The organism is Thioalkalivibrio sp. AKL19, assembly GCF_000420165.1.
In the GTDB taxonomy this organism is placed as follows: Bacteria; Pseudomonadota; Gammaproteobacteria; order Ectothiorhodospirales; family Ectothiorhodospiraceae; genus Thioalkalivibrio.
In genome coordinates this window covers 20001-41001 of sequence record NZ_ATUK01000014.1, presented here as the reverse complement: position 1 = coordinate 41001, position 21001 = coordinate 20001, and the positions used below count along the sequence as shown (strand labels likewise).

Sequence of the window (21001 nt, the reverse complement as noted above, 5' to 3'; positions counted from 1 at the left end):
CGACCTCCTGTCCGCGCGGTCCATGCGAAACCGGCCCGGCGCCGGATTGAATAAAGGAATCACATGTCCGTTGTCTCCTGTCTGCGTCCCGGTCTGCTGGTGCTGATGTTCCTTGGCCTGACCGGCTGCGCGACGGTACCCAGCGAGGACCGTCACCCCGACGACCCCTGGGAGTCCTACAACCGGGCGGTGTTCGAGTTCAACCAGGACTTCGACGAATCGCTGCTGCGCCCCGCGGCGGTGCAGTATCAGCGTCTTCCGCAACCGGTTCAGACCGGGGTGGGCAACTTCTTCTCCAACCTCAACGACTTCACGGTCCTGTTTAACAACCTGTTGCAGGGCAATCTGGAGAATGCCGCGTCGGACACCGGACGCATCATGTTCAATTCGACCTTCGGGCTGTTCGGTCTGATCGACGTGGCCTCGCCCATGGGGCTCGACAAGAACAACGAGGACTTCGGCCAGACACTCGGGGCCTGGGGCGTGGCCCGTGGCCCTTATCTGCAGTTGCCCCTGCTCGGTCCCAGTACGGCCCGGGATGCCCCTGCGCGTGTGGTGGACCGCTATACCAACCCGCTCCACCACACGAATCTGCGCAGCGATCACACCGGCTGGTGGGTGGGCCTGATTGCGCTGGAGGTGGTCGACATGCGGGCCGGCCTGATCCCGACCGAACGCATGCTGGAACAGCTGTCCGATGACCCCTATATCGCGATGCGCCAGGGCTATCTGCAGCGCCGGGACTTCCTGGTCCGCGGTGGCATGCCGGATGACGAGGCTGACGCCATGCTGGATGAACTGGAGGAACTCGAGGCGCTGGAGGCCATGGAGGCCGAGGAGAGCGAACGTTGAACGGTCTTGCCGCGATGCTGAACATCCTGCGCCTGCAGACCGGGCCGCAGGACCTGCCAGCCGATAACGGCACGCTGGTCTTCTGGGTTGGCATCGCCCTGATTGCCGGCATGGTGATCGGGATCCCGCTGTACGGCTTCGGGCAGGCGCTCGCGCTGAACGTGATGGACCTGGTGGTCCTGTACGCCTTTGTCGTAATCGTGCTGAACTTGCGGGGGGTGCCGGATCGCTGGCGGCAGACTTTCACGGCAATGGCGGGAACGGGCGCGGTGCTGGGCCTGCTGATGGCCGTGCTGATGCTGCTGGCGGGCGGCCCCGATCCGGCCGGTGATCCCGAGGAGGTCTCCACCGGCCTGCTCCTCGGGATGCTGGTGCTGTTTGCCTGGTTGTTGCTGGTGTTCGGTCACATCCTCCAGCAGGCTCTGGGGCTGGGTATGCGCCTGGTCGGGATGCTGATCGCCCTCGGTTACATCGTGGTCTCCAGCGTCGTCACCCAGACCGCGATCGGGCTGTTCCAGTGAGTGCCGGACGCCTGCACGTCCTCGGCATCGGGGGTACCTTCATGGGCGGGCTGGCCCAGCTGGCCCGCGCCCGTGGCTACACCGTCACCGGCTCCGACCAGAAGCTCTATCCGCCGATGAGCGACCAGCTGGAGCAGGCCGGGATTGTCTACCACGAGGGCCACGACCCGGCGACGCTGCCCGACGCGGGACCGGTCGTGGTCGGCAACGTGATGCGCCGCGGCATGTCCGTCGTCGAGGCCCTGCTGGATCGCGGGCTGGACTACACATCGGGGCCGCAGTGGCTGGCCGAGCACCTCCTGCGCGATCGCTGGGTGCTGGCGGTGGCCGGCACCCACGGCAAGACCACCACCGCCAGCCTGCTGGCCTGGATCCTGGAATACGCCGGGATGAATCCCGGTTTCCTGATCGGCGGGGTCCCCGGCAATTTCGGGGTGAGCGCCCGCCTGGGGGAGGCCCCGTTCTTTGTGATCGAGGCCGACGAATACGACAGCGCCTTCTTCGACAAGCGGGCCAAGTTCGTCCACTACCGCCCGCGCACCCTGGTGCTGAACAATCTCGAATTCGACCACGCCGATATCTACCCGGACCTGGCCGCGATCGAGCGCCAGTTCCACCATCTGGTGCGCACGGTCCCGGGCCAGGGCCGCATTCTGGTTCCGGCAGGCGATGCCGCACTGGAGCGGGTGCTGGAGATGGGCTGCTGGACCCCGGTGGAATACCTGAGTACCAACGCCGATCCGGGGGCGGGCACCGCACTGGCCGCACGTCCCCTGAACGCCGATGCCTCCGAGTTCGAGGTGCTGGCCGACGGTGCTGTGGTGGGGCAGGTCGCGTGGTCGATGAGCGGGCGGCACAACCTGGCCAATGCCCTGGCCGCCCTCGGCGCGGCCCGCCATGCCGGGGTGCCGCTGGCCGCCGGGATCGAGGCGCTCCCGGACTTTCGTGGTGTACGCCGGCGCCAGGAACTGCGCGCCGAGATCGACGGCATCCGGGTGATTGACGACTTTGCCCACCACCCCACCGCGATCCGCATGACCCTGGAAGGACTGCGCGGGCAGGTCGCGCCGGGCGGGCGCCTCGTGGCGATCCTCGAACCGCGTTCCAATACCATGCGCATGGGGGTGCATGCCGATGCCCTTGGTTCGGCCCTGGCGCGGGCGGACGCGGTCCACCTGTATCACGCACCGGAGCTCGACTGGTCCAGCGACAGCTTGCAGCGGCAGCTCGGCGACCAGCTGTCCGTGGCGCGTGATATCGAGTCCCTGCTGCAGGGGATTCTTGCCTCGGTTCGCGCTGGAGATACGCTGGTGATCATGAGCAACGGAGGCTTCGACGGGCTGCACCTGCGCCTGATCGAGGCCCTGCAGGGAACCCCCGCATGAGCGAACGCCCGCGCAGTATCTCCCTGGCCCTGACCGGGGCCTCCGGGGCCCCTTATGGCTTGCGCCTGTTGCAGTGCCTGGTGGAGTCCGGCCTCCAGGTGCACCTGATGCTGTCGAAGCCGGCTCAGGTGGTCCTCGGGCTGGAGACGGACCTGGACCTGCCGGGCCGCCCGGGCGAGATCGCGCGCTACTTCAGCGAGTACTACGGGGCGACGCCCGACCAGATCCACTGTTACGGTGCCGAGCAGTGGACGGCCCCGGTGGCCAGTGGGTCGGCCGTGCCGGAGGCGATGGTGATCTGCCCCTGTACCACGGCCACGGTTTCGGCGATTGCCACCGGGGCCTCGCGCGGGCTGATCGAGCGTGCCGCCGATGTCGTGCTCAAGGAGCGCCGCAAGCTCCTGCTGGTGGTGCGCGAGACGCCGTTCTCCGAGATCCACCTGGAGAACATGCTGCGCCTGGCGCGCATGGGCGCCGTGGTGATGCCAGCCAATCCCGCTTTCTATCACCGTCCGCAGTCCATCGACGACTTGGTCGACTTCATGGTGGCGCGGGTGCTGGATCATCTCGATGTCGAGCACGCTCTGGTGCCGCGCTGGGGTGCCGCGCCAATGCCGGGAGAGGATGCATGACCACGCTGCCGCTGTTCCCGCTCAATACAGTGCTGTTCCCCGAGGGACTGCTGCCGCTGCGGATCTTCGAGACCCGCTATCTGGATATGGTGCGGCGCTGTCTGCGCGACGACGGTCGCTTCGTCATCGTGGCGACCGAACCGGAACGCGAGTCTGGCGAACTCCCGTCCGAGACGGATCCCTCCGCGGGCTTCTATAGTGTCGGCACCGAGGCGGTCATCGTGGACTGGGACCAGCGCCCCGACGGGCTGCTGGGGATCCTGGTCAAGGGCGAGGGCCGGCGAGTCATCCACAATGCCCGGCATGCCGACGACGGCCTGTGGCTGGGCGACGTGGAGCCCTTGCCGGAGTATCCCGAGGTGAGCCTGCCGGTGGACTATGCCTCGCTGGCAGATCTACTGGAGCGCTTGCTGGACCAGTTGGGTACGCCCTGGTCGCACCTGGAACGGCGCTTCGACGACTCGACCTGGGTGGCCGCCCGGCTGATCGAACTGCTGCCCATCGATCTCGAGATCAAGCAGCAGTTGCTGGAGGCAGACGACCCGATCGAGCGTCTGGAACGCCTGCGAGCGGCCATGCTCGCAGCATCGAAATCCTGAAAGCCGGCGCCGAGGCTGGTAAGGTTCCGGTACATTTTTAACCGGAGCCCGCCATCATGGCCGTTCAGGAACTCACGCAGGACACCTTCGAATCCACCATCACCGGGAACGACATCGTCATCCTGGACTTCTGGGCCCCCTGGTGTGGCCCGTGCCAGCAGTTCGCCCCGACCTTCGAGGAAGCCTCCGGCAAGCACCCCGACGTGGTCTTCGCCAAGGTGAATACCGACGAGGAGCAGGGCATCGCCGGCGCCTTCCAGATCCGTTCCATCCCGACCCTGATGATCTTCCGCGAGCAGATCATCGTGTTCTCGCAGCCGGGTGTGCTCTCTGCCGGGCAGCTGGACGAGGTGCTGGGCAAGGTGCGCGAACTGGACATGGAGCAGGTGCGCGCGGACGTCGAGCGCCAGCAGCAGGAACAGGAGCAGGCCGGGGGCGCGTAAGCCGTCTCCGAAGAACGTCTCCCGCGGGCAGGTTCCGCGGGGCCGAGCCCGGCCGAGCCTTGCAGCTCCGCCGGGCTTTTTCGTGTAGGGCGTGGGCCGGGGCCGTAGAATGGGCGCCGTCAGAACCCGGACCCCGCCGCCAGGCGCGAAAGGATGCCGTCACCATGTCCCTGTCTCCCAAGGCTAGAGGCCCGTCATGCTGAGCGTGATGACCCAGATGGGGGCGCTGATTGTCGCCGGTGTGGTGTGGCGGGCTCTGCAACCCGGGGGCCTGGATGCGGACACCACGCGCCGGGTCCTGACCACCCTGGTCTACTACCTGTTGTTGCCGGCGCTGGTGCTTCAGGTCCTGTGGGTTGCCCCGCTGGGCCTGGACTCCCTGCGCATCGCGCTGGTGGCCGGGCTGACGGTGCTGGCAATGGTCGGGGTCACGCTGATGGCCTGCCGGATCTGTGAGGCCGAGCGTGCCGCCATCGGGGCCATGTTGCTGGCGGCGGCCTGGCCCAACGCCACCTATCTCGGCCTCCCGGTACTCGACAGCCTGTTCGGCGAGGCCGGGCGCGCGGTGGCGATCCAGTACGACCTGTTTGCCTGCCTCCCGCTGGTACTGACGCTGGGCGTGCTGCTGGCGCGGCGCTACGGCGATCCCGAGGCGGTGCGCCTGTACGGGGGGGGGAGTCCGCTGCGCGCGCTGGCGGCGGTGCCGTCGATCTGGGCGGCGGTGGGCGGCGTGGCGCTAAATCTCGCCGGGGTCCCATTGCTCGACTGGCTGGACGTCTTTCTCGGGTTCCTGGCGGACAGCGTGGCCCCCTTGATGCTGTTCTCGCTGGGCCTGGCGCTGGTGTTCAACCGTTTTCGTGGCCGTGATGCCCGGCCGCTGGCGGTAGTCGCCGTGGTCCAGTTGATCTTGGCCCCCGTCTTTGCCCTGGGGCTGGTGTTGTGGACCGGTCTCGAGGGGGTGCCCGGGGTCGGGTCGGTACTGGAGGCGGCGATGCCGGCGATGGTGCTGGGGTTGGTGTTCTGTGACCGGTTCCGGTTGGATACTGGCCTCTACGCGGCCGCGGTCACCCTGACCACGGCGCTGTCGTTGGTCACCCTGCCGCTGTGGTTCGCCCTCGCCACCCGCCTCATCGCCTAACCATTGAGGCTCCGTGCGGTCGGTTTTCGCATGTCCGCTAGGCTGGCCCTGGTTCATCGTCTGGAGTTTACGGTGCCTTCGTCCGGCCACCTGCCACGCGCTCTCTCGCGAGCGCACCGCGAGGTCCTTTCTTGCTTGCCCAAGAAAGTACCCAAAGAAGGGCCCCCGGATTCCGCCCGGGAACCTTGCTCCAGGGCCCTCGGACCGGCGGCGCTGAACTCGCTACGCTGCGCTTCGCTCAGACATCCAGCGCCTTCTCCCGGCCCGAGCACCCTTCCGCAAGGGGCTCCATACGGGAGGGAAGGTCAAAACCGACCGTATCCCCACGCTTCTGCCTAACCATAGGCATCGCCGCCCGAACACCCCCGGCGCCCGCTGTGCGGGCGCGGCACGCAAGGGCCGCAGGCCGAGCGTGCCGAAGATGTATGAAGACCTAGCCATCATCCACTGGCAAGAACGTTGGTATAGCCGTTTTTTGGACCTGCCTCCCCGTTGTCGTCGCGCCGAGTGGAGAGGCTTTTCGCGGGATTCAAGGCGCTGGATGTTTGAGCGGAGCCGCAGGCGCAGCGAGTTCAGCGCCGCCCGCGAAAAGCCTCGGAGCGAGGGAAACCCCGGCCCGCGCAGCGGGCCGGGGTCGCGGCAGTCGGGCGTGTTTCTTGGGTACTTCTTTGCACGAGCAAAGAAGTACCTCGCGGCGCGCTGGCGAGTCAGCGCCGGGCAGTATGTGGACCGAAGCCACCGTAAACACCGGGTGATGAACCAGGGCCAGCCACAATCAGGCAGGCGGTGGGCCGAAGGCACCGTAAACACGGGTGACGAATGAAGACCTGTCTGGGCGGGGGCGAGTGCTAGCGGATGAGCATGAGGATGCCGGCGAGGATCAGGATGCCGGCGAAGCCGCGGCGGAGGTGGGTGACCGGCAGGTGATGGGTCAACCAGACGCCCCCGCGTACGCTGATGGACGTGCCGATGACGACGCCGAGGATGGCGGGCAGGTAGAGGTAGCCAAGCGCCCATTCCGGCGCCTGATACGCCGGGTCGGTCCATTGCGGCAGGGCGAACACCAGGCTGGCACCGATGGAGATCGGCACGCCCAGCGCCGCCGCCGAGCCGATCGCACGGCGCAGCTCCAGCCCCTGACTGACCAGGAACGGCGTGGTCAGCGTGCCGCCGCCGATGCCGATCAGCGAGGAGATCGCACCGATCAATGCCCCGCCGCCCAGCCAGACGCTGCGCCGGGGCACCGGCGCCTCCGGTGGCTGGATGTTCAGCAGCATCCAGATGCCGATCGCCACCTCGAAGGCGCCGAAGATACGCCCCAGGTGGTCGGAGTCGATGCGCGTGGCCAGCCAGGCGCCGATCAGCGCGCCGACGATGATGCCCGGCAGGAGACGGCGCACCGCCGCGCCGTTCACGCCGCCGCGGCGGTGGTGGGCGCGCGCCGACAGGATCGCCGTGGGGATGATCGCCCCCAGCGAGGAGCCGACCGCGAGCTGAACGAGGCTGGTCGAGTCGAAGGCCAGCAGGCTGAACACGGCGACGAATACCGGCACCAGGATCAGCCCGCCGCCGATGCCGAACATGCCGGCCGGGATGCCGGCGACCAGGCCCAGAAGCACGAACAGCAGCCCCAGCGCCAGCGGTGACTGGATGAGCGTATCGATCATTCGTGCGTAGCGCTGGGTGGTGGGTCAGGGCACAGCGGACCGGCAGACCGCTGGGGTCGCCGGTTCACTGCGCAGGAGAGGCGAGGGCGCGCTCAGAGCGCCTTGAAGGACTTGCGGGCGGCCTCGATGGTCGCGTCGATGTCGGCGTCCGAATGGGCGTTGGACATGAAGCCGGCCTCGAAGGCGCTGGGGGCCAGATAGATCCCCTCGCCCAGCATCGCGTGGAAGAAGCGGCCGAAGGCGGCGGTATCGCAGGCCGTGGCGCCGGCGAAGTCGGTGACCTTCTGCTCCGAAAAGAACAGGCCGAACATGCCCGGCACCTGATTGGTGGTCACGGCCACGCCGGCCTCGCGCGCGGCGTCCTCGAAGCCCGCGACGACCTTCTTCGTGCGCGTCTCCAGCTCGTCGTGGAAGCCCGGGCGCGACAGGATATCCAGAGTCTTCAGCCCGGCGGTCATCGCGATCGGGTTCCCCGACAGGGTGCCGGCCTGGTAGACCGGGCCCAGCGGGGAGAGGTGTTCCATGATGGCGTGCTTGCCGCCGAAGGCCCCCACCGGCATGCCGCCGCCGATGATCTTGCCCAGCGTGGTCAGGTCCGGGGTCACGCCCAGATAGCCCTGGGCGCAGTTCTTCGACACGCGGAAGCCGGTCATCACCTCGTCGAAGATCAGTACCGCGCCGTGCTGGTCGCAGACCTCGCGCAGGGTCTCCAGGAACCCGGGCTCGGGCGGGATGCAGTTCATGTTGCCCGCGATGGGCTCGACGATGATGCAGGCGACCTCGTCACCCTTCTCGGCAAAGAACGCGCGCACGCCGTCCGGGTCGTTGTAGGTCAGGGTGCTGGTCAGCGCGGCCAGTTCCTTGGGCACTCCCGGGGAACTCGGCTGGCCGAGGGTCAGGGCCCCGGAGCCGGCCTTCACCAGCAGCGAGTCGCCGTGGCCGTGGTAGTTGCCCTCGAACTTCACGATGCGGTCGCGGCCGGTATAGCCACGCGCCAGGCGGATCGCGCTCATGGTCGCCTCGGAGCCCGAGTTGGTCATGCGCACCATATCCATCGACGGCACCAGCTCGCAGACCTTGGCGGCCATGTCGTTCTCCAGCCGCGTGGGGCAGCCGAAGGACAGGCCGTTGTTGCAGGCCTCGCGCACCGCCTCGATCACCTCGGGGTGGGCGTGGCCGGCCACCATCGGGCCCCAGGAACCGATGTAGTCGATATAGCGCTGGCCGTCGGCGTCCCACATGTAGGCGCCGTTGGCGCGGTCCATGAAGATCGGGGTCCCGCCGACGCCCTTGAAGGCGCGCACGGGGGAATTCACGCCGCCGGGGATGTGCTGCTTGGCGGCCTCGAACAGACGCTCGGTTTCCTGCATGACGGTGTCCTGTTTTTCGTTGAGTTCGGGATTTGGTAGGCCCGGCAACCATAGCGACGGCCGCGGGCGGGTGCAAAGAGATCAGTCGAACAGTTCGCTTATCTGACGCGCGGCGGCCTCGGGGTCGGGCGCGGCGCTGATACCCTGAATCACGGCGACCAGATCGGCCCCGGCCGTGACGACCTCGGCGGCATTGTCCGCGGTAATACCGCCAATGCCGCAGATCGGCAGGTCCAGGGCCGCGCGTGCGCGCCGGATCAGTTCCGGTCCGGCATACGCCGCCTCGGGCTTGGTCGGGGAAGCGAACATCGTGCCGAAGGCGACATAGTTCGCTCCGGTCCGTGTGGCGGCTTCAGCGCGCGCGAGCTCGTTGTAGCAGGAGACGCCGACCACCGCGCCGGGGCCGAGCCGCGCGCGGGCCGCGACCGGGTCCGGGTCGTCACGCCCGAGGTGCACGCCATCGGCCCCGACCCGCGCGGCCAGCTCGGTGTCGTCGTTGATGATGCACAGCGCGCCGTGCGCATGAGCGAGGGCGACCAGTTCGCGGGCGATGGCCTCGCGTGCATCATTGGCCAGGACCTTGTCACGGAACTGGATCAGCCGGGCCCCGCCGCGCAGCGCGGCCCGGCTGTTTTCGAGGTGGGTGGTGCGCGGATCCGCACCCTCCGGCACGGCCGGGGTGACGAAGTAGAGTCCGCGCAGACGGGGGTCGCGCTCAGTGGTCATGCGGGCACAGCCGGTTGGGGACGTGCTGGCCGTGGCCGGGGGCATAGCCCCGGGCGACCGCGTCGTTCATGAAGGCCTGGGCCTCGATCACCGCCGGTTCCAGGTCACGGCCGCGCGCCAGGAAGGCGGCGATCGCCGCCGCCAGGGTGCAACCGGAACCGTGGTAACCAGCCGGCTTGCGCGGCAACTCGAAGGCGCGCATGTGTCCGTCCTCGCGGTACAGGCGGTTGATGATGGGTTCATCACCGCCGCCCTCGTGGCCGCCGGTGACCAGCACGTTGCGCGCGCCCCGTTCGCGCAGCTGCTGGCCCCACTGGGTGGCATCGTCGGTCCGGGCCAGGCGCGCGGCCTCCGGTCCGTTGGGGGTGATCAGGGTCGCGCGCGGTAGCAGGGCCTCGCGGGTCGCGTCCACCACGGCCTCCGTCGCCAGCGCGCCGCCGCCGCCGGCGACCATCACTGGATCCAGCACCACCGGGATGTGCGGGTGTGCGGCCAGCAGCGTGGCGACCGCGGTGACGTTGTCCACCGAGCCGAGCATGCCGATCTTGATCGCGGCGACCTCGAGATCGGCCAGCGTCACCTCGATCTGGGCGCGCAGCTGCTCCGGCGGGAGCACGGTGAAGTCCACCACGTTGCGGGTGTCCTGCACGGTGATCGCGGTCACGGCCGTGGCCCCATGCACGCCGAGGCGGGTGAAGGTGGTCAGGTCGGCCTGCAGGCCCGCGCCGCCGCCGGGGTCGGAGCCGGCAATGGTCAGCGCGATCGGGGGATGATTCATGAATGGGGGCTCCCGTGCTAAGGTTGCGCGCGCCCCGGCACCCCCGGGGCGTTTCTGGTCCGAATTCCGGGAGTGTACGCAGCATGAGCAGCGAGTTCGAAGTCGAATCCCTCCGTCCCCTGGTCGCCGTCGCCGAAGCGGGTGGCACGCTGAACGCGGAGGTCGATCAGGCCCTGGCCGCGCTGGAGCAGGAGCTGAACCGGCTCGCTGGCGAGCTGCAGGTGGAATATGTCGGCCCCGGGGTGGGTATGGCGGACATGGCTGCCCAGCATGTCTATCGCCTGGTGATCCGCCAGCACGAGATCGACGTGACCCGTCACGAGTGGAGTCTCTGGGTCTGCGATGCGCTGGACAACTGCGACTTCCGCGCGACCTGGCCGGTGACCGGCGCCGGTCGCCTGCGGCGCAAGCAGGTGGTGGCCGTGGTGCCGGAGCTGGTTGCCGGATATCGCGATGCGGTCGTGGCCGCAGGCAAGGGTGATACCCCGGCCGGACAGCGCCTTGCGCAGATCGCGGCGGTCTTTGAATAACGCTGACGGCTATACCCGCCGAGCTGCGTCAGCCGAGAAGGATCAAGGGCGTTTGCACCACAGAGTGCACAGAGGACGCGGAGAAAGGCGAGTGTGTTGGCTGGAGGGGGTGGGCGCTTGATGGCTTCGGGTTGGGTGCAGGCAAGTCCCGCCAAGTACGCAGGCTTATACCTTTCGCCCGTCCCAACGGATCCAGGTCTTCGAAAGTTCTTTTGGTTTTTCTTCGTGCCCTCTGTGTCCTTCGTGGTGCAATCAATTCATCGGGCCAGGGGCACGAAGCGTCTCTCCTTAAGCCATGCCGTCGCGCAGGGAGATCACCGGCCAGCCCTTGTTGCGGGCATGTTCCGCGAGGGTGGGGTCCGGGTCGACCGCGACCGGGCGTCCCACACGTTCGAGTAGCGGGATGTCGTTGCGCGAGTCGCTGTAGAAGCTGGCGCTGGCGATGGTGCCCTCGGGATCGGGGTGATCCGCCAGGTGCTGGCGCAGGCGCTCGATCTTGCCTTCCTGGAAGCAGGGCACACCGGTCAGTTCGCCGGTGAACTCCCCCTGCTCGTTTTCTTCCGCCAGGGTCGCGATCAGGTGATCCACGCCCAGCAGGTCCGCGATCGGCTGGGTCACGAACTGATTGGTCGCGGTGATGATCACCAGCTCGTCGCCCGCGTTGCGGTGCCCGGCCAGCAGGCGCGCGGCGCCGGGGGCGATCATCGGCCGAATCAGCGTGTCGATGAAGCGCTCCCGCCAGGCCTCGAGCTGCGCGCGCGGGTGTTCGGCCAGCGGGCTGAAGGCGAAGCGGCAGAATTCGTGGATGTCGAGGGTGCCCGCCACGTACTCCTGGTAGAAGCGGTCGTTGGTCTCGGCATGACAGGTCGGGTGGACGGCGCCGACCTCCGCCAGGAATTCATTCCAGGCGTGATCGCTGTCGCCGGCGAGCAGGGTGTTGTCGAGGTCGAACAGGGCCAGGGCCATGGGGCGGTTCTCGGGTTGGCGTGAGTCGGACGAAAGTGTACCGGCGGTCGTGGTGGCCTGCAGCCTCCCGCGCCCTTCCGGGCCGGCACCGGAGGCCGGGTAGGGGCTTTGCCGCCGAGGCGCCGGCTGTGGAACAATGCCAGTAATAGAAAAGCGTCTGGCTGATGCAAGTGATTGATTGTGACGGGTATCGCGCAAACGTAGGCATCATCCTGTGCAACGCGGAAAAACAGCTGTTCTGGGGCAAGCGGGTCGGACAGGAGGCCTGGCAGTTTCCCCAGGGGGGCGTGCACGCGGAAGAAACGCCGGAAGAGGCGATGTACCGCGAGTTGCGCGAGGAGACCGGCCTGTTTCCCCGGCACGTGGAGGTGCTGGGCAGCACCCGTCATTGGCTGCGCTATCGCCTGCCGGAGCGCATGGTCCGGCGCCATCAGCGCCCGGTCTGCATCGGCCAGAAGCAGCGCTGGTTCCTGCTGCGCATGGTCGGAGACGAGAACGACGTGGTGCTGGATGCGATGCAAACCCCGGAATTCGATGACTGGCGCTGGATCGACTACTGGCGCCCGGCGCGCGAGGTCGTGCACTTCAAGCGCCAGGTCTATCGCCGCGCGCTGTGCGAACTGGTGCCGCTGATGTTCCCGGAGCTTGAACAGGGGCGCGAGCACCGCGGCGGCCGCCGCGGTCCGGACCCCTCCCTGACCCGTTCGCCGGTGTCCTCGCGTTGACGGTCCCGAAGCAGCCCTCGATGCTGGAGGTCCTGCGCCGCGTGGTGCAGGAGGTCAACGGTGCGGCCGATTTCTTTGAAGCGCTGCACATTATCGTCACGCGGGTGAAAGCGGCGCTGGAGATCGATGTCTGCTCGATCTACCTGAAGTCGCCGCAGTCCGGGCGCCTGGTGTTGATGGCCTCGGAGGGCCTGCGCTCCGAATCGGTGGGGCAGGTCGAGATGGATCCGTCGGAAGGCCTGGTCGGTCTGGTCGCCTCGCGCGCCGAGCCGGTCAACCTCGACAGCGCCCAGGACCATCCGCGCTTTCGCTACTTCCCCGAGACCGGGGAGGAGCACTTCCTCGCGTTCCTCGGCGTGCCGATCATCCACCAGCGCAGCCTGCTGGGCGTCCTGGTGGTGCAACAGCACCAGGCGCGCAAGTTCGATGACGAACATGTCTCCTTTCTGATCACCCTGGCGGCCCAGCTGGCCGGAGCCATTGCCTACGCCGAGTTCAACGACGAGATCTCCTCCGAGACCCCGCTGATCGGGCACGTGAACGTCGAGGCCACGGGGATCGCCGGTTCGCCGGGCGTGGCCATCGGGCGGGCCGTGGTGGCCTACCGGCTGGCGGATCTCGATTCCATCCCGGATCGCGAGGGCGCCGGGGTGGACAACGAGCTGGAGCACTTCAAGCAGGCGGTCGCGGAGACCCGTACCGAGATCGAGGACCTGAAGCAGCGCATGGGCGAGGCCCTGGGGCCGGACGAGCAGGTGCTGTTCGATGCCTACCTGATGCTGCTGGGGTCCGATTCGCTGGTGCACAAGACCGAGGGGCGCATCCGCAACGGCCAGTGGGCGCCCGCCGCGTTGCGCGACACGGTGCGCGAGAGCGTGCGGGTGTTCGAGGACATGGAGGACCCGTACCTGCGCGAGCGCGCGGCCGACGTGCGCGACCTCGGTCGCCGCGTGCTTTCGCACCTGCTGCCGGCGGATCGCAGCCAGGACGAGTTTCCCGATGGCGGGATCCTGGTGGGAGACGATCTCACGGCCTCGCATCTGGCGGAGGTGCCAATCGAGCGCCTCGGGGCGATGGTCTCGGCCAAGGGAACGGGCTCCTCGCATATCGCGATCCTCGCGCGGGCGCTGAACATCCCGGCGGTGATGGGCGTGTCCGAGCTGCCGGTCGGGCGGCTGGAGGGGCGCGAGATCCTGGTCGATGGTTATCGCGGCCGGCTGTTCGTGAACCCCAACGCCGAGTTGCGTGCGGAGTTCGAGCGCCTGGTGCGCGAGGAGCGCGAGCTGGCGGAGGACCTGCGGGCGCTCGCGAAGGACCCGGCCGAGACCCGCGACGGGGTTGCCGTGCCGGTGCTGGCGAACTCGGGTCTGCTGGCGGATATCAAGCCGTCGCTGGAGTCCGGGGCCGAGGGGGTCGGGCTGTACCGTACCGAGGTCCCGTTCATGATCCGCGACCGGTTCCCCGGCGAGGAGGAACAGGTCCAGCTCTACGAGCAGGTGCTGGCCTCCTTCGACCCGATGCCGGTGACCCTGCGCACCCTGGATATCGGTGGCGACAAGGCCCTCCCGTATTTCCCGGTGAAGGAGGACAACCCGTTCCTCGGCTGGCGCGGCATTCGCATCTCGCTGGACCACCCGGAGATCTTTCTGACCCAGTTGCGGGCGATGCTCAAGGCGAGCCGGTCGCACGACAACCTGCAGATCCTGTTCCCGATGATCTCGGCGCTGGACGAGCTGAAGGGCGCGATGACCCTGCTCAACCGGGCGCGCGAGGAGTTGCTGGACGAGGGGTTCCGCATCCCGATGCCGCGTGTCGGGGTGATGGTGGAGGTGCCGGCGGCGGTATACATGTCGGAGATGCTCGCACGGCGGGTGGACTTCCTGTCCGTGGGTACCAACGACCTGGTCCAGTACCTGCTGGCGGTGGACCGCAACAACGCCCGCGTGGCGCATCTGTACGACACCCTGCATCCGGCCTGCATCCACGCGCTGGAGACGATCACCGACGGCTCGCACCGGGCGGGCAAGCCGGTCAGTGTCTGCGGCGAGATGGCGGCCGATCCGGCCGCGGTGATCCTGCTGCTGGGGATGGGGATCGACAGCCTGAGTGTCAGCGTGTCCTCGATCCCGCGGGTCAAATGGGTGATTCGCAGCTTCTCCACCGACCGCGCCGAGGCGTTGCTGGCGCAGTGTCGACTGCTGGAGAACGCTGATCAGATCCGCTCGCTGCTGAACAATGCCCTGGTGCAGGCCGGGCTGGGCGGCCTGGTGCGCGCCGGCAAGACCTGACCGCGGCGTTCCCAGCCGGGAATGCCCACCGCAGGGGCGCAGCTCAGGTGCGGCGTGCCCGCCACTGCGCGATCAGCGCGCTCAGCAGGAAGATCCCGAGCACCACGCCGATGGCGATCAGGCCGTCGGTGATGGAACGATTGACCACCAGCACCACCACACCCACCAGGATCGGAACCGGAAACTCGTTGAACCAGCGATACCAGGTGTGGTCGCGCCGGTTCAGATCGTCGCGGAAGTCGCGCACGATCTTGCCGCACCAGACGTGATAGGCGACTAGGAGCGCGATCAGGGTCAGCTTGAAGTGCATCCACGGTTCGGTCAGGTAGAACGAGCGATCCACTAGCATGGCCACGCCGAAGGCGATGGTGATCAGGGCGCCGGGGGTCATGATCCCGTAGAACAGTTTGCGCTCCATCACCTTGAAGCGCTCGTGACCCAGGGCGTCCTCGGTCATGGCGTGATAGACGAACAGGCGCGGCAGGTAGAACAGCCCGGCGAACCAGGTGACCATGAAGATCACGTGCAGGCTGAGGAACCAGTTATAGGCTTGCATGGAGGTCCTTCTCGTCGGCGGGCCGGGAGCCGGTGCCAGCTCAGCGTTGATTTACGAGAGCCAGCGTTCCAGGTGGCGTTCGATCTGTTCGAAGTCCGGGTCGCCCAGCTTCTGGTAGACGATGCGGCCATTCGGCGAGATCAGGAAGGTGGTCGGTGTCAGGCGCACGCCGCCATAGGCCTGGGAAAAGGCGTCGTCGCTGTCGTGGATGACCTTGTAGGGCATCCCGCGGTCCTCGCGCATGGCCTCCACGCGGTTGATCGGGTCGTAGGACAGCGCGACCGCCAGCAGCTCGAAGCCCTTGTCCGCGTAGGTCTCGTGCAGATGGATCAGTTCCGGGATCTCGCGGATGCAGGACGGGCAGTTGGTCGCCCAGAAGGAGATCATCACCGGCCGGCCCTCGTAGTCCTCCAGGGCTACCTGCTCGCCATCCAGGGTGGTGGCGGAAAAGGCGGGTGCCGGACGCATGCCGTCATCGGTCAGCCAGATGGTCGCGGCGATGGCGACCAGCGCGATGATGAAGATGCCTCCGAAGATGGCCTTGCGGTCGATCCTGACTTTGCTCATGGGGTGTGATCCGTTGATCGAATAGCCTGCAAATGTGGACTGGCGGGGCGGGCTTGCGTTCCGTGGTCCCGGTCAAGGCGGTATCATGCCGCAGCATGACGAATGCAACCAACAGCAAACCCATCCGCATCGGGGTTGTCGGGGCCACCGGCTACACCGGCGTGGAGTTGCTGCGCCTGCTGGCGCGGCATCCGGCGGCCGATCTTCGGGTCGTGACCTCGCGTGGCGAGGCCGGCACGCCCGTGGCCGATCTGTTCCCCAGCCTGCGCGGCGCGGTGGACGCGGTGTTCCAGATCCCGGACGAGGCGACCCTGGGCGAGTGCGACGTGGTCTTTTTCGCGACCCCGCACGGGGTGGCGCACGGCCTGGCCGCGCCGCTGCTTGAGCGGGGCACGCGTATCATCGACCTGTCGGCGGATTTCCGCATCCGCGATCCCGAGTTGTGGGCGCGGTGGTACGGGCAGGCGCATGGCGCTCCGCAGCACCTGGCCGAGGCGGTGTACGGCCTCCCCGAACTGAACCGGGAGCAGATTCGCGATGCGCGGCTGATCGCGGTGCCGGGCTGTTACCCCACGGCCGTGACACTCGCGGTGCTGCCCCTGCTGGAGGCCGGTCTGGTCGATCCTGCGGACGTGATCGCGGATGCCAAGAGTGGCGTCAGCGGGGCCGGGCGCAAGGCGCAGATCGGCGGGCTGTTCGCCGAGGTGCAGGAAGACTTCCGTGCCTACGCCAGCGGCGGGCACCGGCACTGGCCGGAGATCCACCAGACCCTCAGCGGTGTGGCCGGGCAGTCGGTGGGGCTGATCTTCCAGCCTCACCTGGTGCCGATGACGCGCGGGATTCATGCGACCCTTTACCTGCGCCCGCAGGTGGCGGACGCGGACTGGCAGGACTGTTTCGAGCAACGCTATCGCGACGAACCGTTCGTGGACGTGATGCCGGCGGGTGCCCATCCGCAGACGTCCAGCGTGCGGGGTACCAATCTGTGCAGGGTGGCGCTGGCGCAGCCGCCGCATTCCGGGCGACTGATGGTGCTGTCGGTGATCGACAACCTGGTGAAGGGCGCGGCCGGGCAGGCCGTGCAGAACATGAATCTGATGTTCGGCCAGGCCGAGACCGCGGGGCTCGACGGGCTGCCGGTCTTCCCCTGATGCGCGGGGCAGCCGCATGAGCATCCGTGTTCCACGCCTGCCCCGGCGACCGCGGATCCCGGCGCGGCGAAAGTCGTCGGGGCGGCGCGGCGGCGCGTGGCGGACCGTGCTGCTGGCGGGCGTACTGCTGGTGATCGGGGTCGTCGTGGCGGGTGTCTGGCTGACGGGTGCCGGCCGTGACGAGACGCCAACGGAGGACTCGCGGGCGGGGATCGACGCCCTGCGAGCGGATCTGGAACGGGAGGTCGCCGCTCGTCAGGAGGCCGAGGAGGCCCTGCGGCGCGCCGAGCAGCAGCTGGCGATCAAGAACGCGGAGGTTTCCGCCTTCGCCGGCGACATCGAGCGGCAGGAGGCCGAACTGCTCGCGTTGCGTGACGAACTGGCGTTCTACCAGGGTCTTGCAGAAGGGGCGGGCGAGGATGGGCTGGGTATCCGGGGACTCCGGTTGCAGCGCACCGGGGAGGCCGGGGTGTTCGATGTCAGCTTTCAGCTCTACCGTCCGGGGTTGGGCCGTTCGGTGGATCTGCGATGGACACTGGAAGTGGACGGCGTGCCGGCCGACGAGGAGGATGTCGTCACGCTCGATGCCGATGCCCTGGGTCTGGACGCCGCTCGCACGCTGGAGGATCTGAGGCTGGTGCGGAACCAGCGGGTCCGGATCCGTTTGCCGGAAGATTTCGAGCCTCGGCACTTGGCGCTGCGCGCGAGTGCCGAGGATGACGAGGATCTCGAACCGGCCTCCGAAAGGGCCGAGTGGGGTCGCCTGCTGGAGGGTACGCAATGATTGGACGCAAGAAGGGCCGTCGGGCGCGCAAGGTGGATACGCTGGTCGGGCGCAATACGGTGATCCACGGCGACATCGAGTTTGGCGGCGGGCTGCACATCGAGGGGCGCGTGATCGGTGATATCCGGGCCGCGACGGACCCATCGGCCGTCCTGGTGGTCGCGGACGGGGGAGTGATCGAGGGTCATGTCGCCGTGCCCCACCTGCTGATGAACGGAGAGGTGCATGGCGATGTCCATGTGGGAGAGCACGTGGAACTGGGCGAGACCGCCCGCCTGGCCGGCAATCTCTACTACACCGTGCTGCAGATGATGGAAGGCGCGCAGATCGACGGCCTGCTCAAGCGGGTCGACCACCCGTTGCAGGGTGAACTGGAAGGAGCGGACGAGACCCCGGCCCTGAGCAATCCCACGGAAGATGGGCATTCTTGACTCCGGGGCTCAGTTTTCCGTAGCGTGAATGAAAATGATTATTACAGGAGGCCCCGAATGTCCGAGCCCATGACGTCCGAAGCGGAACTGGACATCGAAATGCCCAGCCCGCTGATCTTTACCGATGCCGCGGCCACCAAGGTGAAGGGGCTGATCGAGGAAGAGAACAACGACAACCTGAAACTGCGCGTGTTCGTCAGCGGTGGCGGGTGTTCGGGCTTCCAGTACGGCTTCACCTTTGACGAGACGGTCGGCGACGGTGACACCGTGGTGGAGAACGGCGGGGTGACGCTGCTGATCGACCCGATGAGCTTCCAGTATCTGGCCGGTGCCGAGATCGACTACACCGAAGGTCTGGAAGGCGCGCAGTTCGTGATCCGAAATCCCAATGCCACCACGACCTGCGGCTGCGGTTCCAGCTTCTCGGTCTGAAGTCGACCGAAATTCCGACAGAAGAAGGCCCGATCCGGTGGATCGGGCCTTCTTCATTATGGGGCGGCTGATGCGTGCCTGGCGGATCGAGTGCCACCGGGGATGATGCAGCCGAGCACACGCGGGCCGCGCGCCCCGGTGACCTCCGGCAGGTTGCCGGATTCTCCGGCAAGGGTGCGGGCGGCCAGCCAGGCGAACGCAGCGCCTTCCACTTGCTGCGCGGGAACGCCGTGGCGCTCGGTGGACTCCACGCGGGTATCGGGCAGCGCCCGGGCGAGGCGCTGCATCAGGTGTCGGTTGTGTGCGCCGCCGCCGCACACCAGCATGCGGTCGGGCGGTCGGGTGTGCAGGTGCTCCAGGGCACGGCGGACGCCCTCCACTGTCAGTTCGGCCAGGGTCGCCTGGATGTCCTCGGGACGGACCCGGTCGAGGCGGTCGCCCCCCACGCGCCGCAGCCAGCCGGGCGAGAAGTACTCGGGGCCGGTGCTCTTGGGCGGGGAACGCCGGAAGAACGGGTCCTCGAGCAGCCGGGTCAGCAGTTCCGGGTCCGGCGTGCCGGTTCGGGCCCAGGCGCCATCGTGGTCGAACGGAGTCGAATGGTGGCGTCGGTTCCAGTCGTCCATCAGCGTGTTCGCCGGGCCGCAGTCGAAGCCGATCACGGGTTGACCCGGCTGGAGCCAGGTGACATTGGCGATGCCCCCAAGATTCAGTACCGCGCGGGTCTCGTCGGTCGCGCCGAACTGCATCGCGTGAAAGCCACAGGCCAGGGGGGCACCTTCGCCGCCGGCCGCGATGTCGCGCGGACGGAATTGGGCCACGGTGTCGATTCCGGTCGCCTCGGCAATGCGGAACGGATCGCCGATCTGCCAGGTGAAGGGCGGTTCCGCGTCCGGGGCGTGGTGCACGGTCTGGCCGTGACTGCCGATGGCCCGGATCGCGGTCGGGGCCAGGCCGGTCTGGTCCAGCAGGGCGTGGACGGCGCGGGCGAACAGCTGGCCTAGGCGTGCGTCCAGCGTGCCCAGCTGGCGGTAGCGCAGGGTTTCGGTCGTGGCCGCGGTCGCCAGCTCCTGGGCGAGGTCTTCGGGATAGTCCAGCTGGCAGTGATCGACCACCTGTAGGGTCCCGTCCCCGTGGATTTCTGTCAGCACGGCATCGACGCCGTCCCGGCTGGTGCCGGACATCAGCCCGATAAAGCGTTCCGTCATGGTGTTCACCCTCGCGCGCCCGTTGCGGTCTGGCTGCATTCTGGACCACCGCGGCATTTCGCGTCCGCCTGGGGGTCGCGGTATCCTTGCGCGCGACCGGCCAGCCCGGCCGGTCGCCGATCTCGATCAAGGGGCGATATGGAACTCGAAGACCAGTTGGCCGTGATTCGTCGCGGTGCCGATGAAATCCTGCTCGAGGACGACCTCGTCGAGCGCCTCAAGGCGGGCCGCCCGCTGCGAATCAAGGCGGGATTCGATCCCACGGCCCCGGATCTGCACCTGGGCCACACGGTGCTGATCAACAAGCTCCGCCAGCTCCAGGACCTGGGTCACCATATCCTGTTCCTGATTGGTGACTTCACCGGCCGTATCGGTGACCCCTCGGGGAAGAACGCCACACGCCCCCCGCTGTCCGCCGAGGACATCGAACGCAATGCCGCGACCTACCGCGAACAGGTGTTTCGCATCCTCGATCCCGAACGCACCGAGGTTGTCTTCAATTCCACCTGGATGGAGCCGCTGGGTGCGGCCGGCATGGTCCAGCTCGCCGCGCGCCATACCGTGGCACGCATGCTCGAGCGTGATGACTTCCACAAGCGCTACACCGAGCACCAGCCGATCGCGATCCATGAATTCCTTTATCCGCTCATTCAGGGCTACGACTCCGTCGCCCTGAATGCGGATATGGAGCTGGGCGGCACCGACCAGAAGTTCAACCTCCTGGTGGGCCGCGAACTGCAGAAGCAGGAGGGACAGCCACCCCAGGTGATTCTGACCATGCCGATCCTCGAAGGGCTGGACGGCGTCCAGAAGATGAGCAAGTCACTGAACAACTATATCGGGGTGCAGGATTCCCCCGACGACATGTTCGGCAAGCTGATGTCCATTTCCGACGACCTGATGTGGCGCTACTTCGAACTCCTGAGCCTGCGGCCCATGCACGACATTCGGGAGGCCCGCCGCGCGGCGGAGGCCGGCGAGCGCAATCCGCGCGACATCAAGTTCGAGCTGGGCCGGGAGCTGGTGGACCGATTCCACGGGCCGGGGCGTGGCGAGAAGGCCCAGGCCCGTTTCATCGAACGCTTCCAGAAACAGGTCGTACCGGAAGACCTGCCGCAGGTCACCGTGACGGTGCCGGCCGCTGGCCTGTTGCTGCCCAATGTCCTCAAGTCCGCCGGGTTGGTGGCATCCACCTCCGAGGGGCGCAGCATGCTCCGTCAAGGCGCCGTACGCCTCGATGGCGACCGCGCCGAGG

General features: G+C 67.6%; 23 protein-coding genes and 1 pseudogene (1 of these 24 running past the window's edge). 15 read left to right on the top strand and 9 right to left on the bottom strand.

What is annotated here, in order from left to right; translation table 11 throughout:
• Positions 1-63 precede the first annotated feature (63 nt).
• The 7 genes from F817_RS0109915 to F817_RS0109885 all read left to right on the top strand — a co-directional run bounded on the left by F817_RS0109915 (position 64) and on the right by F817_RS0109885 (position 5570).
• The gene (locus tag F817_RS0109915) at positions 64-852 is read left to right on the top strand and encodes a VacJ family lipoprotein (protein ID WP_024327501.1); all 789 of its coding nucleotides are present in this window, start codon (positions 64-66) and stop codon (positions 850-852) included.
• Positions 849-1373 carry a hypothetical protein gene (locus F817_RS0109910; RefSeq protein WP_024327500.1) on the top strand — a complete coding sequence of 175 codons (525 nt, stop codon included), beginning with the start codon at positions 849-851 and terminating at the stop codon, positions 1371-1373. The genes F817_RS0109915 and F817_RS0109910 overlap by 4 nt, the downstream gene beginning before the upstream one ends.
• Positions 1370-2758: a UDP-N-acetylmuramate:L-alanyl-gamma-D-glutamyl-meso-diaminopimelate ligase gene (gene mpl, locus F817_RS0109905; RefSeq protein WP_024327499.1), complete on the top strand. Its 1389-nt coding sequence runs from the start codon at positions 1370-1372 to the stop codon at positions 2756-2758. Before F817_RS0109910 ends, mpl begins: the two co-directional genes overlap by 4 nt.
• Complete coding sequence (locus F817_RS0109900) at positions 2755-3390, top strand: flavin prenyltransferase UbiX (protein WP_024327498.1); 636 nt, start codon at positions 2755-2757, stop codon at positions 3388-3390. Before mpl ends, F817_RS0109900 begins: the two co-directional genes overlap by 4 nt.
• Positions 3387-3989 carry an LON peptidase substrate-binding domain-containing protein gene (locus F817_RS0109895; RefSeq protein ID WP_024327497.1) on the top strand — a complete coding sequence of 201 codons (603 nt, stop codon included), beginning with the start codon at positions 3387-3389 and terminating at the stop codon, positions 3987-3989. Before F817_RS0109900 ends, F817_RS0109895 begins: the two co-directional genes overlap by 4 nt.
• A gap of 56 nt (positions 3990-4045) precedes the next feature.
• A complete protein-coding gene (gene trxA, locus F817_RS0109890) occupies positions 4046-4432 on the top strand; it encodes a thioredoxin (protein WP_024327496.1) in 387 nt (128 codons plus the stop codon).
• Positions 4433-4628: 196 nt separating this feature from the next.
• Positions 4629-5570 carry an AEC family transporter gene (locus F817_RS0109885; protein ID WP_024327495.1) on the top strand — a complete coding sequence of 314 codons (942 nt, stop codon included), beginning with the start codon at positions 4629-4631 and terminating at the stop codon, positions 5568-5570.
• A gap of 238 nt (positions 5571-5808) precedes the next feature.
• Here the strand turns inward: F817_RS0109885 and F817_RS14845 are convergent.
• From F817_RS14845 to thiD, 5 genes and pseudogenes are all read right to left on the bottom strand, one after another.
• A pseudogene (locus F817_RS14845) lies at positions 5809-6014 on the bottom strand (hypothetical protein).
• Positions 6015-6418: 404 nt separating this feature from the next.
• Complete coding sequence (locus F817_RS0109880) at positions 6419-7237, bottom strand: sulfite exporter TauE/SafE family protein (RefSeq protein WP_024327494.1); 819 nt, start codon at positions 7235-7237, stop codon at positions 6419-6421.
• Between the two features lie 92 nt (positions 7238-7329).
• Entirely contained in the window at positions 7330-8607 is a 1278-nt protein-coding gene (gene hemL, locus F817_RS0109875; protein ID WP_024327493.1) for a glutamate-1-semialdehyde 2,1-aminomutase, read from the bottom strand.
• An 81-nt stretch (positions 8608-8688) separates the two neighbouring features.
• Positions 8689-9333, bottom strand: coding sequence for a thiamine phosphate synthase (gene thiE / locus F817_RS0109870; RefSeq protein ID WP_024327492.1), 645 nt, complete (start codon positions 9331-9333; stop codon positions 8689-8691).
• Positions 9323-10111: a bifunctional hydroxymethylpyrimidine kinase/phosphomethylpyrimidine kinase gene (gene thiD / locus F817_RS0109865; protein WP_024327491.1), complete on the bottom strand. Its 789-nt coding sequence runs from the start codon at positions 10109-10111 to the stop codon at positions 9323-9325. The genes thiE and thiD overlap by 11 nt, the downstream gene beginning before the upstream one ends.
• Before the next feature lie 83 nt (positions 10112-10194).
• On the opposite strand from thiD, the gene F817_RS0109860 reads away from it, so the two are divergent.
• Positions 10195-10641, top strand: a complete 447-nt coding sequence (locus tag F817_RS0109860) for a hypothetical protein (RefSeq protein WP_024327490.1) — start codon at positions 10195-10197, stop codon at positions 10639-10641.
• A 288-nt stretch (positions 10642-10929) separates the two neighbouring features.
• Here F817_RS0109860 and F817_RS0109855 read toward each other — a convergent pair whose 3' ends face one another.
• Positions 10930-11607, bottom strand: coding sequence for an HAD family phosphatase (locus tag F817_RS0109855; protein WP_024327489.1), 678 nt, complete (start codon positions 11605-11607; stop codon positions 10930-10932).
• A 164-nt stretch (positions 11608-11771) separates the two neighbouring features.
• On the opposite strand from F817_RS0109855, the gene F817_RS0109850 reads away from it, so the two are divergent.
• Both F817_RS0109850 and ptsP read left to right on the top strand, forming a co-directional pair.
• Entirely contained in the window at positions 11772-12332 is a 561-nt protein-coding gene (locus tag F817_RS0109850) for an RNA pyrophosphohydrolase (RefSeq protein WP_024327488.1), read from the top strand.
• 20 nt (positions 12333-12352) lie between these two features.
• Positions 12353-14620, top strand: a complete 2268-nt coding sequence (ptsP, locus tag F817_RS0109845; RefSeq protein WP_024327487.1) for a phosphoenolpyruvate--protein phosphotransferase — start codon at positions 12353-12355, stop codon at positions 14618-14620.
• Positions 14621-14663: 43 nt separating this feature from the next.
• On the opposite strand, the gene F817_RS0109840 is transcribed toward ptsP, so the two are convergent.
• Both F817_RS0109840 and F817_RS0109835 read right to left on the bottom strand, forming a co-directional pair.
• On the bottom strand, positions 14664-15176 hold the full coding sequence (locus F817_RS0109840) for a CopD family protein (protein ID WP_024327486.1): 513 nt from the start codon (positions 15174-15176) through the stop codon (positions 14664-14666).
• A gap of 51 nt (positions 15177-15227) precedes the next feature.
• Positions 15228-15743, bottom strand: coding sequence for a peroxiredoxin (locus F817_RS0109835; RefSeq protein WP_024327485.1), 516 nt, complete (start codon positions 15741-15743; stop codon positions 15228-15230).
• Positions 15744-15838: 95 nt separating this feature from the next.
• Between F817_RS0109835 and argC the strand changes: the two genes are divergently transcribed.
• The 4 genes from argC (at position 15839) to erpA (ending at position 18541) form a co-directional block, all read left to right on the top strand.
• Positions 15839-16894: an N-acetyl-gamma-glutamyl-phosphate reductase gene (gene argC, locus F817_RS0109830; protein WP_024327484.1), complete on the top strand. Its 1056-nt coding sequence runs from the start codon at positions 15839-15841 to the stop codon at positions 16892-16894.
• Positions 16895-17018: 124 nt separating this feature from the next.
• A complete protein-coding gene (locus tag F817_RS0109825; protein ID WP_024327483.1) occupies positions 17019-17678 on the top strand; it encodes a DUF6776 family protein in 660 nt (219 codons plus the stop codon).
• On the top strand, positions 17675-18109 hold the full coding sequence (locus F817_RS0109820) for a polymer-forming cytoskeletal protein (protein WP_024327482.1): 435 nt from the start codon (positions 17675-17677) through the stop codon (positions 18107-18109). Before F817_RS0109825 ends, F817_RS0109820 begins: the two co-directional genes overlap by 4 nt.
• A gap of 57 nt (positions 18110-18166) precedes the next feature.
• Positions 18167-18541, top strand: a complete 375-nt coding sequence (gene erpA, locus F817_RS0109815; protein ID WP_024327481.1) for an iron-sulfur cluster insertion protein ErpA — start codon at positions 18167-18169, stop codon at positions 18539-18541.
• Between the two features lie 56 nt (positions 18542-18597).
• Here the strand turns inward: erpA and F817_RS0109810 are convergent, their stop codons facing one another.
• Entirely contained in the window at positions 18598-19746 is a 1149-nt protein-coding gene (locus F817_RS0109810; RefSeq protein WP_024327480.1) for an anhydro-N-acetylmuramic acid kinase, read from the bottom strand.
• Positions 19747-19884: 138 nt separating this feature from the next.
• Between F817_RS0109810 and tyrS the strand changes: the two genes are divergently transcribed.
• A protein-coding gene (gene tyrS / locus F817_RS0109805; protein ID WP_024327479.1) for a tyrosine--tRNA ligase crosses the window boundary here: on the top strand, positions 19885-21001 show its 5' portion. The gene runs 98 nt beyond the window's last position; the window shows 1117 of its 1215 coding nt (coding positions 1-1117); it begins with the start codon at positions 19885-19887; its stop codon lies beyond the right edge, outside the window.

What these genes read in the sequence shown, in the direction of transcription:
- ptsP (WP_024327487.1), top strand. Translation starts at nt 12,353, where the DNA reads ATGCTGGAGGTCCTGCGCCGCGTGGTGCAGGAGGTCAACGGTGCGGCC.
- F817_RS0109840 (WP_024327486.1), bottom strand. Translation starts at nt 15,176, where the DNA reads ATGCAAGCCTATAACTGGTTCCTCAGCCTGCACGTGATCTTCATGGTC.
- F817_RS0109885 (WP_024327495.1), top strand. Translation starts at nt 4,629, where the DNA reads ATGCTGAGCGTGATGACCCAGATGGGGGCGCTGATTGTCGCCGGTGTG.
- F817_RS0109810 (WP_024327480.1), bottom strand. Translation starts at nt 19,746, where the DNA reads ATGACGGAACGCTTTATCGGGCTGATGTCCGGCACCAGCCGGGACGGC.
- hemL (WP_024327493.1), bottom strand. Translation starts at nt 8,607, where the DNA reads ATGCAGGAAACCGAGCGTCTGTTCGAGGCCGCCAAGCAGCACATCCCC.
- F817_RS0109880 (WP_024327494.1), bottom strand. Translation starts at nt 7,237, where the DNA reads ATGATCGATACGCTCATCCAGTCACCGCTGGCGCTGGGGCTGCTGTTC.
- F817_RS0109895 (WP_024327497.1), top strand. Translation starts at nt 3,387, where the DNA reads ATGACCACGCTGCCGCTGTTCCCGCTCAATACAGTGCTGTTCCCCGAG.
- argC (WP_024327484.1), top strand. Translation starts at nt 15,839, where the DNA reads ATGACGAATGCAACCAACAGCAAACCCATCCGCATCGGGGTTGTCGGG.
- F817_RS0109835 (WP_024327485.1), bottom strand. Translation starts at nt 15,743, where the DNA reads ATGAGCAAAGTCAGGATCGACCGCAAGGCCATCTTCGGAGGCATCTTC.
- erpA (WP_024327481.1), top strand. Translation starts at nt 18,167, where the DNA reads ATGTCCGAGCCCATGACGTCCGAAGCGGAACTGGACATCGAAATGCCC.
- thiE (WP_024327492.1), bottom strand. Translation starts at nt 9,333, where the DNA reads ATGACCACTGAGCGCGACCCCCGTCTGCGCGGACTCTACTTCGTCACC.
- thiD (WP_024327491.1), bottom strand. Translation starts at nt 10,111, where the DNA reads ATGAATCATCCCCCGATCGCGCTGACCATTGCCGGCTCCGACCCCGGC.
- trxA (WP_024327496.1), top strand. Translation starts at nt 4,046, where the DNA reads ATGGCCGTTCAGGAACTCACGCAGGACACCTTCGAATCCACCATCACC.
- F817_RS0109860 (WP_024327490.1), top strand. Translation starts at nt 10,195, where the DNA reads ATGAGCAGCGAGTTCGAAGTCGAATCCCTCCGTCCCCTGGTCGCCGTC.
- F817_RS0109820 (WP_024327482.1), top strand. Translation starts at nt 17,675, where the DNA reads ATGATTGGACGCAAGAAGGGCCGTCGGGCGCGCAAGGTGGATACGCTG.
- F817_RS0109855 (WP_024327489.1), bottom strand. Translation starts at nt 11,607, where the DNA reads ATGGCCCTGGCCCTGTTCGACCTCGACAACACCCTGCTCGCCGGCGAC.
- F817_RS0109900 (WP_024327498.1), top strand. Translation starts at nt 2,755, where the DNA reads ATGAGCGAACGCCCGCGCAGTATCTCCCTGGCCCTGACCGGGGCCTCC.
- F817_RS0109850 (WP_024327488.1), top strand. Translation starts at nt 11,772, where the DNA reads ATGCAAGTGATTGATTGTGACGGGTATCGCGCAAACGTAGGCATCATC.
- F817_RS0109915 (WP_024327501.1), top strand. Translation starts at nt 64, where the DNA reads ATGTCCGTTGTCTCCTGTCTGCGTCCCGGTCTGCTGGTGCTGATGTTC.